This is a genomic window from Bifidobacterium aerophilum, from assembly GCF_010667685.1.
Taxonomy (GTDB): Bacteria; Actinomycetota; Actinomycetes; order Actinomycetales; family Bifidobacteriaceae; genus Bifidobacterium; species Bifidobacterium aerophilum.
In genome coordinates this window covers 117363-134455 of sequence record NZ_WHZW01000008.1, presented here as the reverse complement: position 1 = coordinate 134455, position 17093 = coordinate 117363, and the positions used below count along the sequence as shown (strand labels likewise).

17 protein-coding genes and 1 tRNA gene are annotated in these 17093 nt (G+C 67.2%); 13 read left to right on the top strand and 5 right to left on the bottom strand.

The window, feature by feature from the left end; genetic code table 11:
* Nucleotides 1-130: 130 nt before the first annotated feature.
* The gene (locus GFD25_RS05220; protein WP_163230634.1) at nt 131-1186 is read right to left on the bottom strand and encodes a hypothetical protein; all 1056 of its coding nucleotides are present in this window, start codon (nt 1184-1186) and stop codon (nt 131-133) included.
* 201 nt (nt 1187-1387) lie between these two features.
* Between GFD25_RS05220 and GFD25_RS05215 the strand changes: the two genes are divergently transcribed.
* The 11 genes from GFD25_RS05215 (at nt 1388) to GFD25_RS05165 (ending at nt 9736) form a co-directional block, all read left to right on the top strand.
* The gene (locus GFD25_RS05215) at nt 1388-1861 is read left to right on the top strand and encodes a GNAT family N-acetyltransferase (protein ID WP_338024627.1); all 474 of its coding nucleotides are present in this window, start codon (nt 1388-1390) and stop codon (nt 1859-1861) included.
* Between the two features lie 241 nt (nt 1862-2102).
* Entirely contained in the window at nt 2103-3401 is a 1299-nt protein-coding gene (gene eno / locus GFD25_RS05210) for a phosphopyruvate hydratase (RefSeq protein ID WP_163230630.1), read from the top strand.
* Between the two features lie 103 nt (nt 3402-3504).
* A complete protein-coding gene (locus GFD25_RS05205) occupies nt 3505-4158 on the top strand; it encodes an FtsB family cell division protein (RefSeq protein WP_163230628.1) in 654 nt (217 codons plus the stop codon).
* A gap of 53 nt (nt 4159-4211) precedes the next feature.
* On the top strand, nt 4212-4745 hold the full coding sequence (locus GFD25_RS05200; protein ID WP_163230648.1) for a DUF501 domain-containing protein: 534 nt from the start codon (nt 4212-4214) through the stop codon (nt 4743-4745).
* An 83-nt stretch (nt 4746-4828) separates the two neighbouring features.
* Nucleotides 4829-5833: a Ppx/GppA phosphatase family protein gene (locus tag GFD25_RS05195; RefSeq protein ID WP_163230626.1), complete on the top strand. Its 1005-nt coding sequence runs from the start codon at nt 4829-4831 to the stop codon at nt 5831-5833.
* A gap of 36 nt (nt 5834-5869) precedes the next feature.
* Nucleotides 5870-5948 (top strand) — tRNA-Leu (locus tag GFD25_RS05190).
* Between the two features lie 106 nt (nt 5949-6054).
* The gene (locus GFD25_RS05185; RefSeq protein ID WP_163230624.1) at nt 6055-6432 is read left to right on the top strand and encodes a hypothetical protein; all 378 of its coding nucleotides are present in this window, start codon (nt 6055-6057) and stop codon (nt 6430-6432) included.
* Nucleotides 6433-6560: 128 nt separating this feature from the next.
* The gene (locus GFD25_RS05180) at nt 6561-7127 is read left to right on the top strand and encodes a 4-hydroxybenzoate polyprenyltransferase (RefSeq protein ID WP_163230622.1); all 567 of its coding nucleotides are present in this window, start codon (nt 6561-6563) and stop codon (nt 7125-7127) included.
* A gap of 82 nt (nt 7128-7209) precedes the next feature.
* Nucleotides 7210-8667 carry an L-serine ammonia-lyase gene (locus GFD25_RS05175; RefSeq protein ID WP_163230620.1) on the top strand — a complete coding sequence of 486 codons (1458 nt, stop codon included), beginning with the start codon at nt 7210-7212 and terminating at the stop codon, nt 8665-8667.
* A 73-nt stretch (nt 8668-8740) separates the two neighbouring features.
* The gene (locus GFD25_RS05170) at nt 8741-9142 is read left to right on the top strand and encodes an FKBP-type peptidyl-prolyl cis-trans isomerase (RefSeq protein WP_163230618.1); all 402 of its coding nucleotides are present in this window, start codon (nt 8741-8743) and stop codon (nt 9140-9142) included.
* 114 nt (nt 9143-9256) lie between these two features.
* Entirely contained in the window at nt 9257-9736 is a 480-nt protein-coding gene (locus GFD25_RS05165) for a GreA/GreB family elongation factor (protein WP_163230616.1), read from the top strand.
* A 178-nt stretch (nt 9737-9914) separates the two neighbouring features.
* On the opposite strand, the gene trhA is transcribed toward GFD25_RS05165, so the two are convergent.
* On the bottom strand, nt 9915-10820 hold the full coding sequence (gene trhA / locus GFD25_RS05160) for a PAQR family membrane homeostasis protein TrhA (protein WP_204314775.1): 906 nt from the start codon (nt 10818-10820) through the stop codon (nt 9915-9917).
* Between the two features lie 236 nt (nt 10821-11056).
* Here trhA and GFD25_RS05155 point away from each other — a divergent pair, with 236 nt between their 5' ends.
* On the top strand, nt 11057-12544 hold the full coding sequence (locus GFD25_RS05155) for a sensor histidine kinase (RefSeq protein ID WP_163230612.1): 1488 nt from the start codon (nt 11057-11059) through the stop codon (nt 12542-12544).
* A gap of 86 nt (nt 12545-12630) precedes the next feature.
* On the opposite strand, the gene GFD25_RS05150 is transcribed toward GFD25_RS05155, so the two are convergent.
* The 3 genes from GFD25_RS05150 to GFD25_RS05140 all read right to left on the bottom strand — a co-directional run bounded on the left by GFD25_RS05150 (nt 12631) and on the right by GFD25_RS05140 (nt 16513).
* Nucleotides 12631-12906 (bottom strand): WhiB family transcriptional regulator, encoded by a 276-nt coding sequence (locus GFD25_RS05150; protein ID WP_163230610.1) that lies wholly within the window; start codon nt 12904-12906, stop codon nt 12631-12633.
* Between the two features lie 76 nt (nt 12907-12982).
* Entirely contained in the window at nt 12983-14821 is a 1839-nt protein-coding gene (locus GFD25_RS05145; protein WP_239512411.1) for an FtsK/SpoIIIE domain-containing protein, read from the bottom strand.
* A gap of 258 nt (nt 14822-15079) precedes the next feature.
* Complete coding sequence (locus GFD25_RS05140; protein WP_163230608.1) at nt 15080-16513, bottom strand: LCP family protein; 1434 nt, start codon at nt 16511-16513, stop codon at nt 15080-15082.
* Between the two features lie 256 nt (nt 16514-16769).
* Between GFD25_RS05140 and GFD25_RS05135 the strand changes: the two genes are divergently transcribed.
* On the top strand, nt 16770-17069 hold the full coding sequence (locus GFD25_RS05135; protein WP_163230606.1) for a WhiB family transcriptional regulator: 300 nt from the start codon (nt 16770-16772) through the stop codon (nt 17067-17069).
* Nucleotides 17070-17093: the final 24 nt, after the last annotated feature.

Here is a 17093-nt window from a genome sequence, read left to right as displayed (position 1 = left end):
TGTCAGGTGAGATTGATGTGTCGAAGGTTGAATTGCCTACGCCGCCAGCGCAAACCGTTCATGCAAATGGCCGTTTGCATGAATGCGGGGCAAGAATCTGTTGGTTCTTGCCCCGCAACCACGCCGCGACTCAGCCGATCTTATCGAAGCGGAATCCGCCGGCGGCCTTGGTGTCGTCGGTCGGCGTGAAGCGAATCCAGCTTTGCTCGCCGGCGTCGGTGACGGTCATGTCGATGATGTCGCTCGTCACATCGTCCGGCGTGCAGGCAAGCGTCTTGTGCCGCGTGTCCGCGCCGTCGATGGTCAGTTCGGCATCGAAGCCGCCGGTGCCGGAGCAGACCATCGTCAGCCGATACTTGCCGACCGGCACGGGTGCCGGCGACATGGTCGCGGTCGTGGCCGGCGGCACGACGTTGCCGTCCTTGTCCGCGGTGGCGGTCGACCACCACGACGCCCGCGACGAATTGACCACATCGTCGTCGTGCGTCATGTCGTCGTCGAATCCGACCGCCCGATTGACGGCGGCCATGCGTCTGACGTCGTCGTCGCTGACCGGTTCGGACACGGTCAGCTTGTTCTCGTCGCTGATGCCGAGCTTGACGGCGATCGCCGCGGACAGCGGGAACGAGCCGTCGGCGTTGCGGATGTTCGTCGGCGTGTTCCGATCGGCGTCCTTCACCTCGAACGTGCTGAGCGCGGGCGTCAGCTGCGCGTACGTATCGTCGTGGTAGGAGAGGAAGAACACGTACTCGCCGCCGACGGTGAGTTTGCCGGCTCCCGAGCCGGAAGCGGTGTAGCCGTGCATGGAGATGACGTCGCCGGCCTTCGGCAGCGAGGCGTCGTCGTCCGTGTCGCTGCCGTTGACGGCGCCGAGAACCTCGGCCTTGATCGTGGTGTCGTAGCCGTCGTCCTTCGCCGGCGGTTCGGCGCACGAGACGATGCGCGCGTAGACGATCCGGTCGGACGACGCCGTCAGATCGTCGATCGTGTCGAACCATTGCCAATCGTATTGCGCATGCGAATCGCGGCCCGTGCATGTGATGCCGGTGGTCGTGCCGGTCCGTGATGCGGTGGATGGCGTGGCGGACGGTGTGCCGCAGCCGGCAAGACCCGCGCACAGCATTGTCGCGGCCAGCGCGGCGACAGGACGGACGATGCGTGACGGGCGTACGGTGAGGTTGTTCATGGTGACTCCTTCGTCCCGTGGGGACCCGATCGGGGGGGGGGTTCCTTCTTGCCTTCCATTGTCCTCCGGATGCCGTGCCGGCGCGAGCGCCTGTAATGCCGCGCATTACACTGGACGGTTATGAGCAACGAACCCGATGATGTGACCAACGAGATCGCCGGAAACGGCGACAATGACGAGACGCAGTCCGCCGCGGCCGGCGTGCACATCCGCCGCGCCGCGCCGCGCGACATCCCGCAGCTGCACAAACTGCTGCGCGAGGTGCTGGAGGTCCATCACCGGGGCCGACCGGACCTGTTCAACACCGGCGTGACCAAGTACACGGACGACGAACTGGCCGGTATCCTCGCCGACGACGAGACTCCGGTGTTCGGCATGTTCGCCGCCGACGACGCGACGCTGTACGGCTACGCGTTCTGCATCTTCGAACGGCACGAAAACAGCCATATCCTCACCGACATCACGACCTTGTACATCGACGACATCTGCGTGGACGAGTCGGCCCGCGGCCGGCACGTCGGCACCGCGCTGTACCGGCATGTGCTCGATTTCGCGCGGGAATCCGGCTGCTACAATGTGACGCTCAACGTGTGGTCGTGCAATCCGGGAGCGCAGGCGTTCTACGAGCGGATGGGACTCAAACCGTACAAGATCGGCATGGAGCAGATCCTGTAAGGGCGGACGGCCGATGGCTGCGAGCGGTCCTCGGGCGTAGTGCGAACGATGTGACACGTAGGCGCGGGCGGCGGCATACGGGACGCATATGAACGAGATATGAATGGCCGGTAACCGCCGGTATGGCGGAGCCGCAATGATGTGAGCGCTCACATGATCGTGTCGCGTCATCTTGCGCGTCGTCCACAAAGCCCGGTATTCTTAAGGCTGTCATCACAACATATACGTTAAAGGAGTAGTTGTGGCAGCAATTGAAAGCGTGTACGCGCGTCAGATTCTCGATTCCCGTGGCAACCCGACCGTCCAGGTCGTCCTCGACACCGAAGACGGCGCCCGCGGTCTGGGTCTGGTCCCGTCCGGTGCTTCCACCGGTGAGGCCGAGGCCTGGGAGCGTCGCGATGGCGACAAGTCCGTCTACGGCGGCAAGGGTGTTCTGAACGCGGTCAAGGCCGTCAACGAGGAGATCGCTCCGAAGGTCATCGGCATGGATGCCTCCGACCAGCGCGCTCTCGACGACCTGATGATCGAGCTCGACGGCACCCCGAACAAGGGCCGTCTGGGCGCCAACGCCATCCTCGGTGTCTCCCTGGCTGCCCTGTACGCCGCCGCCGAGTCCGCCGACGAACCGCTGTACCGCTACATCGGCGGCACCAACGGCCACATCCTGCCGGTCCCGAACATGAACATCATGAACGGCGGCGCCCACGCCGACTTCGCGACCGACATCCAGGAGTACATGATCTCCCCGTACGGCTTCGACTCCTACTCCGAGGCCCTGCAGGCCGGCGTCGAGGTCTACCACACCCTGAAGAACGTCCTCAAGAAGCAGGGCCTGAACACCGGCCTCGGCGACGAGGGCGGCTTCGCCCCGAAGATGAAGTCCAACAAGGACTCCCTGAACTACATCATGGACGCCATCTCCGCCGCCGGCTACGAGCCGGGCAAGCAGATTGGCATTTCCCTCGATGTCGCCTCCTCCGAGTTCTACAACAAGGAGACCGGCAAGTACCACTTCGAGGGCGACGAGCGCGACTCCCAGTACATGCTCGACTTCTACGAGCAGCTCATCGAGGAGTACCCGATCGTCTCCATCGAGGATCCGTTCAACGAAGAGGGCTGGGAAGACTGGACCGCCATCACCAAGCTGCTCGGCGATCGTCTGCAGTTCGTCGGCGACGACCTGCTGGTGACCAACCCGGCTCGCCTGGCCAAGGCCATCGAGCTCGGCGCCGCCAACTCCCTGCTGGTCAAGCTCAACCAGATCGGCACCGTCACCGAGACCCTCGACGCCATCGAGCTGGCCACGGCCAACGGCTACACCTCCATGGTCTCCCACCGTTCCGGCGAGACCCCGGACACCACCATCTCCGACCTCGCGGTTGCCAAGAACACCCGCCAGATCAAGACCGGTGCCCCGGCCCGTGGCGAGCGCGTTGCCAAGTACAACCGCCTGCTGGAGATCGAGGAGGAGCTCGGCTCCACCGCGAAGTACGCCGGCTACAGCGCGTTCAAGGCCTGCAAGAAGTACCTGGCCAAGTGAGCCTGTGCCGAACCGTTCATGAAACACCGCGTTTCGTGAAGGTCGCGTAGCGTTCGATACCCGTCGCATTCCCAGTCGAATGCGACGGGTATTTTTGTTGCCTATGAGCGCACGATCGAATCCCGGCACGTCCCGTAGCGGCAAAACCGCCAAGAAGACCGCATCGAAACGCGCCTCCGGACGCCGGACGGCGAAACGCCCCTCCAACACTCAGTCGCCTCGGAACGCCACGCGCGCCAAGACGCGCAGCAGCGGGCCGATCGTGTTCTTCATCGCCCTGTTCATCGTCGCATTGGGCACGATCCAACTGCTTTCCACGTTCTACACGTACGCGATCAGCGTATCCGAACTCAACGGGCTCAAACGCGAGGAAGCGTCGCTGATCGCGCAGAAACAGGAACTCGAGAACAACATCGCGCGGTGGAACGACAAGGCCTACGTGGCCGCGCAGGCCCGGGAAAAACTCGGATTCGTCTTTCCCGGCGAACAGGTCGTGCACGTCCTGCACCCCGAGGCGGTGACCGGAACCACAACGGACGGCGACAAGAACGACAAGACCTCCACGGACCCGTCCTCCAAGAAGGCCTTGCCTTGGTATAGTGAACTGGCATATTCGTTCGAACAGGCGGACAAGCAACCCGAAACCGACACCGCCAAGAACACCGACCAATCGAAGAACGCGTCCGGCGACACCTCGACGGGCGCCGACAGCGGAGCGGACACCGGCTCCGACGGGACGAAGGGACAGCAACAGTGACCAACCAAGACAGCACGATCATCGACCAGGCGACGGCGCTGGCGGACCGGTGCATGGCCGACCCGGCGAACGAACGGGACATCGCCATCGTGGAACGCCAGCTCGGACGCTATCCGCGCGGCATGGTCGCGGTCGGCGCCCGCTGCGTGTGCGGCAGGCCGCTCGCCGTCGTCACGCGCCCGGTGCTGCCCGGCGGCATCCCGTTCCCCACCACCTGCTACCTGACCAGTCCCGAAGCGGTCAAAGCCGTGTCCCATGTGGAGGCGAACGGCGTGATGGCCGAATACAACGCCATGCTCGCCGCGGACGACGAAGCCGGGCGTGAACTTCGCGCCGCATACCGGATGGCGCACGACCTGTACCTCGCATTCCGCCACGAACTGGCCGTCCGGCTCGGTGACAGCGAGGAACACATCGCCGGCACCAGCGCGGGCGGCATGCCCGTGCGCGTCAAATGCCTGCACGCGCTGCTCGCCCAGACGCTCGTCATGGGCCGTGGCGCCAATCCGATCGGCGACCTGACGCTCGCACGCATCGCCGGCGAATTCGCCCCGAACGTCTGCCGCTGCGCGATCGACGCCGAATAAGCGTGTGATACGGCGCGACCGGGAACGGCGCCGGACGGACAGACGCCCGTGAAGGAACCAAGCGAAGGGGAGGAGCACCCGCGATGAATGACGAACAGCGTTCGGTGACCGTGGCCGGCATCGACTGCGGCACCAATTCGATCCGATTGAAGATCGCGCGCGTCGACGCGCACGGCATGCACGACATCGTGCCCCGCACCCTGCGCGTGATCCGCCTCGGACAGGACGTCGACAAGACGCACCGCTTCGCCGACGAGGCGCTCGAACGCGCCTACGCGGCCGCGCGCGAATTCGCCGGCATCCTGTCCGAACATCCGGTGGACGGTCTGCGGTTCGTCGCCACGTCCGCCACGCGCGACGCCGAGAACCGCGAGGAATTCGAAGACGAAATCGAACGCATCCTCGGCGTGAGGCCCGAAGTGGTCCCCGGTACCGAAGAGGCCGACCTGAGCTTCCTCGGCGCGACCAGCGTCGTGCCCCGCGACCTGCCCGCGCCGTTCCTGGTCGTCGACCTCGGCGGCGGCTCCACTGAACTCGTGCTTGGCGGCGACGGCGTGTCCGCGCCCGACACGCAGGTCCAGGCGGCGTTCTCGATGAACATCGGCTCCGTGCGCATGACCGAACGGCATCTGCACACCGATCCGCCCACGCAGGACGAGATCGACGCCGCGACCGCCGACATCGACGAGCACATCGACGAGGCGTTCCGTACGGTTCCCGCCGGCAGGACCCGCACGATCATCGGCGTGTCCGGCACCGTCACCACGATGACCGCGCTGGCGCTCGGACTCAAGGAATACGACCACCGGGCCGTCGACGGCGTGCGGCTGGACAACGAGAAGGCCTACGAGGTCGACGACCGGTTCCTGCGCATGACCCGCGCCGAACGCCGCGAATACAAGACCATCCACCCCGGACGCATCGACGTGGTGGGCGGCGGCGCGCTCGTCTGGAACCGCGTGCTCGCCAAGGTATCCGCGGCCGCGCAGGCCGACCACGGCGAGCCGATCGACTCGTTCGTGGCCAGCGAACACGGCCTGCTCGACGGCATCGTGCTTGACTACGGTCGGCGTCTGCTTGCGCGATAGCGTACAATGATACGGTTGGCCCGTCGCCGGGCCGACGCCCCTGTGGCGAAATGGTATACGCAGTCGACTTAAAATCGATCGCTTCGGCTTGCGGGTTCGAGTCCCGCCAGGGGCACCTTCTCCGACAACGGACGCGGCCGCACGGATCTGCCACGGGCCGCGGCGGTCACGCCGTGCGGCGCGTCCGCGATGCGTCCGAAAACGGGTAGAATCAAATCCTTATGGGAAAGACCGTGATCCGCGTGACGTTCAACGACGACCTCGAAGCCGCCAGATTCCTGCAGACGTGCCGTCGCAAAGGCATGGACGCGATGGTCGAGGACCCCCGCCCCATAGGCCGCGTCAAACGCAACGGCCCCGACCTGGCGTCATGGCTGCTCAGGAACCCGGGATGGCACACCGTGCTCGAGGCGACGAACCGTCACGCCGCATGGAACGCCGCTTGGAAGATCAACCACGGGCAGCGTCGCGGATTCGAAACGCTCGCCTACGAGGCCCGCGCGGTGAACACCGACGGCGCATGGACCGTCGAGGCCAGACGCAGGCCCGCCGCCCGGACCGCGGCCCCGTCCGACGGCGACATGGACCCGCTGTTCTGAATCCGCCCTTTCAATCCGCCTTTTTCGAATCCCTCGGAAACATGGCGTTTTCTTTCGGCCGATAGACTGGCGCGCGTTGTTGCCGTAACGGCCGTGCGCGGCCGAAAGAACGAAAAGGAAACGAGCCCATGGCCGGTTGGTTGGACGTACGACGCGAATCGAAGGAATCCCTGCCCACGATGCTCGTGCAGGCGGTCGTCATCGCCGTCGCGCTGTGCGCGTGCGAACTGGTCAGCGCGCCCATCTACGTGAAGATGTCCGGACAACGGTTCAACGCCCTGCCATGGTTCCTCGTCGCATGCCTGTTTGCCGTCGCCTTCACCTACACCGTCGGATTCGTCCTGCTGTGGGCCGTCGAATCCCTCACCGACCGGCTCGATATCCCCAAACTCCTGCCGTTCGTCTACGCCGCGGCGGGTCTGATCGGATTCGCCGCCTGGGGATGCGCCGTGTTCCCCGCGGTCATCGACTCGGTCATCATGCCCGCCGGCGGAGTCGCGCTCACCGCATCCGCGAAACTCGGCATCGGCGTCAACTGCGCGGCCGCCGGACTCGTCTCGTTCTTCTTCGGCGCGATCCTGCCCGCCAGACTGTCCGCCCGCCGCGGCACCGTCATCGCGGCCGGCATCGCCACGATCGTGCTCGCCGTGCTCGGCGGCGTCATCTACGCCATGACGCTTTCGGCGCTGTCCTGAAACCGCCCGCCGCGGCTCGCGCGGACGACACCAGCGCGAGCCCGCGCCGCACCGACATATGCACTAGCTATACTGTCAACTGATGTTCAGCATTCTCGACATGTTCAAAATCGGCGTCGGCCCCAGCTCGTCCCACACCGTCGGCCCCATGGTCGCCGGCCAACGGTTCGCCTCGTCCCTCGCCTCATCCGGCGTGCTCGACCGGGTCGGCCGCATACGCGCCGTACTGTATGGATCCCTCGCTCTGACTGGCCTCGGCCACGGCACCGACCATGCGGTCATGGCCGGACTCGAAGGCGGCCTGCCCGCCACCGTCAACACCGACCACGTCCTGACTATCCGCCAGGAATGCGAGGCCAGCGGCACCCTCAACCTCGCCGGCAAGCACCCCGTGCCGTTTGACTACGACCGCGACATCGTCTTCGAACGGTGGCAGCGCATGGCCGCACACCCCAACGGCATGCGGTTCCAGGCCTTCGACGCCGCCGGCAACCTCATCGACGAACAGGTCTGGTATTCGATCGGCGGCGGATTCATCCGCCAGGGCCACACCGACGACCTCATGATCGGCATCCACGACCGGCCCCCGGCGGGAACCTCGTTCGCCGACCGGGACGAGGCGTCGGCCACCGACTTCGGCCCCGACGTGCCCTACGATTTCGCGACCGGCGACGAACTCGTCGCCCTGTGCCGTGAGCACGGCCTGTCCATCGCCGAACTCGTCTGGGCCAACGAAACCGCCACTCGCCCCGCCGATGACGTGCGCGCCGACCTGATCAAGGTCTGGCACACGATGCGCGACTGCGTCTCCAACGGTTGCGCCAGCGAACTGGCCACGCTGCCCGGCGGACTCAACGTGCCCCGCAGGGCGCCCAAGATGTACGCGCGTCTCGCCGCCAACAGCGACGTGCTCAAACGCAGCCATCGCCTCGACGCCGCGCTCGAAGCCTCCGACGCCGCATGGGTCGACCTGTTCGCGCTCGCCGTGTCCGAGGAGAACGCCGGGGGAGGGCGCATCGTGACCGCGCCGACCAACGGCTCGGCCGGCATCATCCCCGCCGTGCTGCAGTATTACTGGCATTTCGTCGTCTCCGCCAGCGAGGACGGCGTGGTCACGTTCCTGCTGACCGCCGGCGCGATCGGCTACCTGTTCAAACGCAACGCGTCGATCTCCGGCGCGGAGGTCGGATGCCAGGGCGAGGTGGGCGTCGCCTGCTCGATGGCCGCCGCCGGCCTGTGCGCGGTCATGGGCGGCACCCCGGCGCAGGTCGAGAACGCGGCCGAGATCGGCATCGAACACAACCTGGGACTGACCTGCGACCCGGTGGGCGGGCTCGTGCAGATCCCGTGCATCGAACGCAACGCGATGGCCGCGAACACCGCCATCAACGCGGTGCGCATGGCCATGCTCGGCGACGGCTCGCACATCGTCAGCCTCGACCAGGCCATCAAGACCATGAAGGACACCGGCGAGGACATGATGGCCAAATACAAGGAGACCTCGGAGGGCGGGCTCGCCGTCAACGTGGTCGAATGCTAGCGGCGGGCCGGTTGCGCGCCCGGCGCGCGACGGGTATCCTCATGTACGTTGTGCGTCACTAAAGGAGGAACACATGGCGAACATGCCCAAGGTCAACGCCGAATTCGGCGCCACCCCGGTCATCGAATTCGACGGCGAGGCCCCCGCCGGCCTCAAGGCCGTGGAACTGGTCGAAGGCGACGGCCCGATGGTGCGCCGCGGCGACACCGTGACCGTGAACTACCACGGCGTCGTCTGGGGCAAGACCGACCCGTTCGATTCGAGCTTCGCGCGCCACCAGCCCGCCAGCTTCGGCATCGGCGTCGGTCAGGTCATCAAGGGCTGGGACCAGACCGTGCCGGGCCACAACGTCGGCTCCCGCCTGGTCGTCTCCATCCCGCCGGAATACGGCTACGGTTCGCGCGGCGTCCCGCAGGCCGGCATCGGCGGCGGCGACACGCTCGTCTTCGTGATCGACATCATCTCGACCCGCTGACGTTCGTCGCGGGTCGCCCGCGCCGTTTTTCCGAAACGCGGACGCGCCGGCGCAAGTCGGCGCTTTTTTCGTACCATACACATCGGTGGCAGACCCCAGACCAAGGAGGACAACATGGGTGAGGAGAAAGTCGTCCCGCTGACGCAGGACGCCTACGACAAGCTGAAGAACGAGCTCGCCTACCGCGAGGGCCAGTACCGCGACGAGATCGCCAAGCGCATCGCCGCGGCGCGCGCCGAGGGCGACCTGTCCGAGAACGGCGGCTACCAGGCCGCCCGCGAGGAGCAGAGCAAGAACGAGGGCCGCATCAACGAGCTGACCGTCAAGCTGCGCAACGCGAAGATCGTCGAGGCGCCGAAGGCCGGCACCGTCGGCAACGGCTCGCTGGTGATCATCGAGCTCGCCGGCAACGAGATGACCTACGTGCTCGGCGCGCGCGACATGGCGGCCGTCAGCGAGTACGACGTGCTGAGCGAGGACTCGCCGATCGGCAAGGCCATCATGGGCGCCAAGGCCGGCGACACGGTCAGCTACCAGGCTCCCAACGGCCGCACGATCAGCGTGACCGTCAAGGAGGCCAGGCCGCTCGAGTAAGGCTTCGACCAGGATCGAGACATGCGAACGTCCCGTTCCCCGCATCGACAGGATGCGCTGAACGGGACGTTCGCGTATATGTGCATGGCCGGCTGACGGTCCGTCGCGCCGCGATGGGCGTTGCGCCCCTTCGGCCGACTGCGCCGACGGCTCCCCCTTCAGGGGGCGGGTGCGACGGCTAATGCCACAGCGACACGATCACCATGTAGATGGCGACCATGTGGCACGCGTAGCCGGCGACGGTGCCGGTGTGGAAGATCTCGTGGAAGCCGAACACGCGAGGCCATGGGTCCGGCCTGCGCAGGCCGTACACGATCGCCCCGGCGATGTAGCACGCGCCGCCGGACGCGAGCAGGATCACCACGGCCGGCCCGGCGTACGGCGACGTCCAGAACAGGCTCATGAACGCCACTCCGGACACGCCGAACACGATGTAGACGATCACGTACAGCCAGCGCGGGGCCCCGATCCAGATCACGTGGATGACGAGCGCCACCAGCGTGCACGCCCACATGCCGGCGATGATCGCGTTGCGCCAGCGCGGCTCGAGCGCGAACGAGACCGGCGTGTAAGTGCCGGCGATGAGCAGGAAGATGTTCATGTGGTCGATGCGGCGCAGCACGTCGGTGACGCGCGGCGACCAGTCGCCCAGATGGTAGGCCGCCGAATTGGCGAACAGCACCAGCGAGCAGGTCATGAACACGGCGCACGCCCATTTGAGCCCGGCACCCTGCGCCAGGCAGATCAGCACGATGCCCGCCGCCAGCGCGAGCGGGGCCGCGACCGCGTGGATCCAGCCGCGCAGCAGCGGCTTCGGCCGGCCGTGCACGTCGAGGCGGATCTTGCGCTCGACCTCGGCGGGGGAGATGCCCTCAAGGCGCGCGGCCTTCGTCTCCGCCTTCGCGATCACGGCGAGCGCGTGCTCCTCGCCCTTGCGGCGTATGCGTTCCGCCTTGGCCTTCGCGCGTACGCGCACCGCGTCCGCCTTCGCCTGCAGCGCGGCCTCGCGCGCCTTCGTCGCGGCGTCCCTCGCCGCGGCGATCGCCGCCCTCTTGCGGGCTATGTCCTCTTCGGAGACTGCCATCATGCTCCTCCCCGTTCGTCGTCGAGCCGGCCGTCGTGGACCGGCGGTGTCGCATCCATCATAACCTACGCCACCGTAACCTACGGTAACGTAATCGCTGTTTTTGTCAAGACTCTGGTTGCGGGGCGGCGGAAGGACGCGGACGATGGCGTGCCGGTCGCGCCCGGGCCGGCGCCGGGCACGAATGTTCGCCGCGACGAGAGGCGAGGGCGTCCGCGTTGCGTATGATGGAAGCCATGGCAGATTTCACACAAGTACTGGCGACAAGGCCAGATTTCGATGAGACGGACCGCGAATGGCTGCACCATCTGGTGGCCGACTGGCAGGTGATCGCCGACCTGAGCTTCGCCGACCTGCTGCTCATCCTGCAGGACGGCAACGGCGACTATGTGGTGGCCGAACAGTGCCGTCCGTCCACGGTGGCGACGCTGCGCACCGAGGACGTGGTGGGCAAGCCGGTGCCCGACGACATGGACGGGGAGCTGGACGCGGCGATGCGTTCGGCCGTCGTGTTCCGGTCCACCGTGCTGCGCAACGTGGGCAAGTCCACCGTATGCAACGTGTACGCGCCGGTGCGTCACAACGGCAAGACCCTCGGCCTGGTGGTGCGCGAGACCAACATGGCCACCCGCGAATCCAACGGCCGCAACGAGTCCGAGAGCATCAACGCGGGCAAACAGCTGTACGAGATGATCCCGCGCGGCCAGTTCCCGTACATGGACTCGGTGATGAGCCAGCGCCATAACGCGCGCGTCGCCGACGGCTTCATCGTGCTCGCCGAGGACGGCGTCGTCCGCTACGCCTCGCCGAACGCGATCAGCTGCTTCCGCCGTCTCGGCTCGCTCGACCCGATGCAGGGCAAGCTGCTGAGCGAGGTGGGCACGCAGCTGCTGCACGAGAACGACCCGCTGCCCGAATCATTGCCGCTGGTCCTCAGCGGCAAGGCCGCCATCGACTCCGAGCTCAACGCGAACAACTCGGCCGTCTCCATGCGTTCGATGCCGCTGTACGACGTGAACGGCCGGACCGGCGCCATCATACTGTGCCGCGACGTGACCGAGCTGCGCCGCCGCGAACAGGAGCTGCAGACCAAGGACGCGACGATCTCCGAGATCCACCACCGCGTCAAGAACAACCTGCAGGCCGTCTCCGCGCTGCTGCGCCTGCAGGCGCGCAAGACCAAGTCCGAGGAGGTCAAGAAGGAGCTCGAGGAGGCGCAGCGGCGCGTGCAGACCATCGCGATGGTGCACGAGGGACTGAGCCAGACCGCCGACGAGATCGTCGACTTCGACAAGGTGATCTCCAACCTGCTCAAGATGAGCGTCGACCTGGCCACGATGCGCGACCAGCACATCAACATCGAATACGTCGGCCAGTTCGGCATGATGCCCGCGCAGGACGCCACCCCGCTGTCCCTCGTGCTCACCGAACTGATCACCAACGCGGTGGAACACGGCTTCGAAGGCCGCAAGGAGGGACACATCGTCATCTCCGTGGGCCGTTCGGGCGCCAACCTCAACGTCGTCGTCGAGGACGACGGCTCCGGCCTCGACAACGAGGAAAGCCACGGCATGGCACGTTCGTCCGGCTCCGGCCTGGGCACGCAGATCATCAACACGTTCGTGACCAACGATTTCGGCGGCAGCGTGCGCTGGGAGCCGCGCCGCGACGGCGGCACGCGCGTGGTGCTGGAAATGAAGCTGCGCGCCGCGCAGGAGGAATAGGCCCCGGCCGAAACGGCCGTATACGAAGGAACCCCGGAAACCGAAAGGCTTCCGGGGTTCCTTCGTCCTGTACGCGAACGTGCGGATCAGAGGTTCTGCAACGCCTGCGAACGGCGGGCGCGCATGGCGCGGCGCTTGAGGGCGCGGCGCTCGTCCTCGCTCAGGCCGCCCCACACGCCGTAGTCCTGGTTGGTGTCCAGCGCGCACTTGAGGCACGCGTCGATCACCTTGCAGGTGCGGCACACGGCCTTGGCCTCCTCGATCTGCTGGTACGCAGCCCCCGTGTTGCCCACCGGGAAGAACAACTCCGGATCCTTGTCGCGGCACGCGGCCTTGGCGCGCCAGTCAAAAGCACTGCTCATCGTCTCGCCTTCCTTGTGGCCCACGCGGGCCCTTGATGAAATCCATTACACAGGTAACCACGAAACCGCCGACTTTTCAAGGGGTTTCGCCAACGGATTGCAAAAGATAGCATTGGACGGGCATCGCGCGGCCGCGCCCGATCAGCACCGCGCGCCCCGGCGTGCCGAAATCCTCATGCGTGAACCGGCCGAGAACCTCCTGCGGCACGCCGTCCATCAGGTCGGTCGGCCGATCCCCCGTGGGCAGCACCACGCGCGTCGCGCAATGCTCGGGAACCCGCACGTGACGCGACGATTCGACGGCGAACACCACCGTGACCCCCGGGTCGCGCAGCGCGTCGGCGAACTCCCCGCGCATCGGATCGTCTCCCAGCGGGTCGAGCAGTTCGTCGGCGTCGTCCGCCAGCCACACGACATGCGGCCCGGCCGGGGAAGCCAGCCCCCGCCCCGTCGAGGAACGTCCGCGCCGGCGCAACGTCACGCGCTCCATGCCATGCTCGCCGCGCCGGCTGAACCGCACCTGCACGCCGGGCAGGGCGCGCGCCGCCTCGGCGATCACCGACAGCAGCGTCGACTTGCCCCGTCCGGGCTGGCCGACGACCGCGACGTTGCCCTCGCCCAGACGCAACCGGGCCTCCTCGAGCCGCACCCCGTCGTCAAGCACGCCGAACGCCAGCCCGGAACGCATGTCGCGGCCCGGGCCGTCGCCGGAATCGACGTCGTGGCCGTCTCCCGGAGCGGCACGGCGCGGCCGCGGCATGACGGCCAGCCTCGGCAGGGGAGCGCTGAACAGCCGGCGTGCCGGCGGCGTCGCGCAGAACCGGCCCGCCGAACACACCGCGTTGGCCATCGCGTCGAGGTCGCGCGCCCGCGCGCATACCAGCGCCTCGACCCTCTCGCCGTCGGAACAGTACGCGGCGCCCGGCAGCGACGGGCTGATCGAGGCCGCGACGGGAGAGCCCACCAGTTCCGCCGACTGCATGCCGTCGCGCACGCGAAGACAGATGTTGACCGCGATGTTCGCCTTCATGTCCGCCGTGACCTGGCCGGCCGGGTTCTGCGTGCACGCCACCAGATGCATGCCCAGCGAACGGCCGAGCGCCGCGACCCGCACCAGACGGTCGACGTAATCCGGCAACTGGCTGCGCAGCGCGTGGAACTCGTCCACGACGACGACCAGCCTCGCCGGAGGATCGTCCAACTGCCCGATGTCGCCGGCGTGCCGTTCGGCGACGAGACGCTCGCGACGCGTGAGCTCGGCCTCAAGCGCCACTAGCGCGCGCATCGCATGCGCCAGGTCGAGATCGCACACGTTGCCCACCACGTGGGGCAATGCCGCCAGACGGTTGAACGCAGAGCCGCCCTTGAAATCAAGGAACACGAAATTGAGCCGATCGGGCGGATTGCGGCACGCCAACGCCAGGCACCACGTCTGCAGCAGCACCGACTTGCCCGAACCGGTCGTGCCCGCGACCAGCGCATGCGGGCCCCGACGGGCGAGATCGAGACGGAACACGCCGCCGGCCGCCATGCCGATCGCCACGTCGAGACTCGGCCCGGACAACCAGTCGCGCACGATACGCCGCCAGGCGAGCGGATCATGCGCGCCCGGCCACGCCAGATCCTCCCACGGGGGACAGCGGATGCCCCGATGGCCGATGTCGCCATCGCCTCCGGCTCGCTCCCCGAAGGACGCCGGGCGCTCGTCAGGCTCCGGACCACCGCCATCGCCGCCGGCGCGGCGTCCTCCCCGCAGCGACAGTGCCGCGGACGCGGCGCATCCCACAAGGCCGGGCACCACCATCAACGCGAACAGCCACCGTCCCTCGGCCAGCATCGCCGCCAGCATCACCATCTGGGCCGCCGCCGGCGCGACCGCGGCCACCAACGGCAGCACGCGGTCCCAGCGCCGCATCCCCGCGCGCCGCGCATCCCGCCTGCGCCTATGGCGCGGCGGTTTCCCCGTCCGTATCAGCGTTCCCGATCTGCCCATGGCACGAGTGTGCCGGGCCGCGGTCCGGCATGGCAAGCCGGAACGGGGTATGTGGTCGAACGCCCGCCATGCGGCGTGTCGCCTTGCGCGGCAACGCGCGACGGGACGACACGCCGAAAAGACGATGATCGGGAAAGGGATGCTCAGGGATATCCGGCCCGGGACGGCGGGCAGGGCCGGTCAGTTCTCGGCGAGCGTGCCGACCTCGCCCGCCGCGTGCCTGCCCGAGGCGAGCTGGGCGAACAGCTCGGTGTTCGCCGTGTCGTCCAGCAGCACCGACGAGCCGACGCCGTCCACGTAATAGTCCGGATTCGACCAGTACAGGCTTCCGGTCACGCCGGAGGCGCCCGTCGCGTCGCGGAACGCCATCGCCATCGCCGCCAGCGTCATCGGATCCGTGTCCTCGTCCACGGTCAGCGAGCCGAGACCCGCATCGGCGAGCCTGGCCACCTTCGACGGGTTGAGCAGCGTGCCGGCGCTCAGCGTCTTCTTCATCACCGCGGCGATGACCTGCCGCTGGCGTGCGGCGCGTCCGAAATCGCCCTGCGCGTCCGAATAGCGCATGCGCGAGAACGCCAGGGCCGTCGTGCCGTCGGCGTCATGGCATCCGGACGTCCACTTGAGCCCCGAATACGCGTCGTCGACGTCCTGGTCGTAGCACAGGTTCACGCCGCCGACCGCGTCGACCACGTTCTTGAGTCCGCCGAACTGGATTTCGGCCACATGATCGATCTTCTGGCCCGTGATCTGCTCCACCTCGCCGGTCAGCGCCTTGTTGCCGTACACCTGCGCCACGGCGTTGATCTTCATGTACTGGCCGTCGACCTCCACCAGCGAGTCGCGCGGAATCGAAATCAGCGAGCTCAGCCCGTTCTTCGGCCGGGTGAGCACCAGCAGCGTGTCGGTGCGGAAACCGGTGACCGTCTGGTCGTCCGCGCCGCTGACGCCCTCGGTGCTGTCGCGTTTGTCGGATCCGACCAGCAGCCACGACGTGGCGCCGGAGGAATCGGCCATGCCGGTCAGCCACGAATCCCGCTCGAGCTTGCCGTCGACCCAGTTCCATGCGCCGAACAGCGCGAGCGCGAGCAGGACGACCAACAGCATCAGCGTGGCGAACAGGATGCGCGCCGGCCGGATGCGACGGCGCGTCCGCGCCGCGGGGCGGGCCTGACCCGGCCGGCCCGGTACGGCGGAGGGCGCGTGGACGCCGTTGTGCGACGGTTCGGACGGACGGTATGATACGGCCGGAGAGACGGCCGGAGAGACGGCCGCGTTGCGCGACGAGCCGGACGATCGGCGTGCCTGCCGTGCCGCCGGGGGCGCGAAACTGCGCGGCTGCCCGGACTCGGACCCCTCGGGCCCGTCGTCCGCGCGCCGCGTCGAACCATGCTCCGCGTGCGCCGCATGCGAGCGGGACGGCGCCGCGTCGGACGACGGACGGCCCTGACGGGACGAGGCGGGGGAGAACGACGGCGGCGTCGCAGGATCGGCGCCGGACCGGGCCGTCCCGGCCGCATCGGCGCGAACGGCGTCGGCGCCGGGCCTGCGTCTGGCCCCGGACGGGGCGAAACTGGGCGGAATGGACCTGTCCGTACCGCCGTTGCCGTCAATCATGGAAAGCCTCCTCCGTTTCGCCCGCAAGCCGTCAATACCACATGACACTTTGACACAGGGGAACGCCGACTCGCCAACGGCGGGCCACATCCTGCGCAGGAACGGCACAATACATGCCGGCAGACCTCCGGTACCACACCGGCCGCCAAAGCGGGGTAATGACACGGGGCGATGGTCGAGGGATTTGACAAATCCCAAATCGCATGTGTGTAATTTAACGGTTGACAGCATAAGTGCATCGGTAAGGAGGAGACGAATGTGGGGTGTCGTCGATGATTCCGCCGAAGAGCCGCTGAGCGAACTATGGGGGCTGTTCCACCCGGACGGGGACCTGTCATGGCAGCACAAGGCCCTGTGCTCCCAGACCGACCCGGAGGCGTTCTTCCCCGAAAAAGGCGGGTCCACCCGCGACGCCAAACGCGTATGCGCGCAATGCGAGGTACGCGAGCAATGCCTCAAATGGGCCATCGACCACGACGAACGATTCGGCATCTGGGGCGGCATGAGCGAACGCGAACGCCGCCGTTACAAAAAGGAGCACAGGGAGAGGGCATGACGCCCCTTCCGCATCCATGCGTAC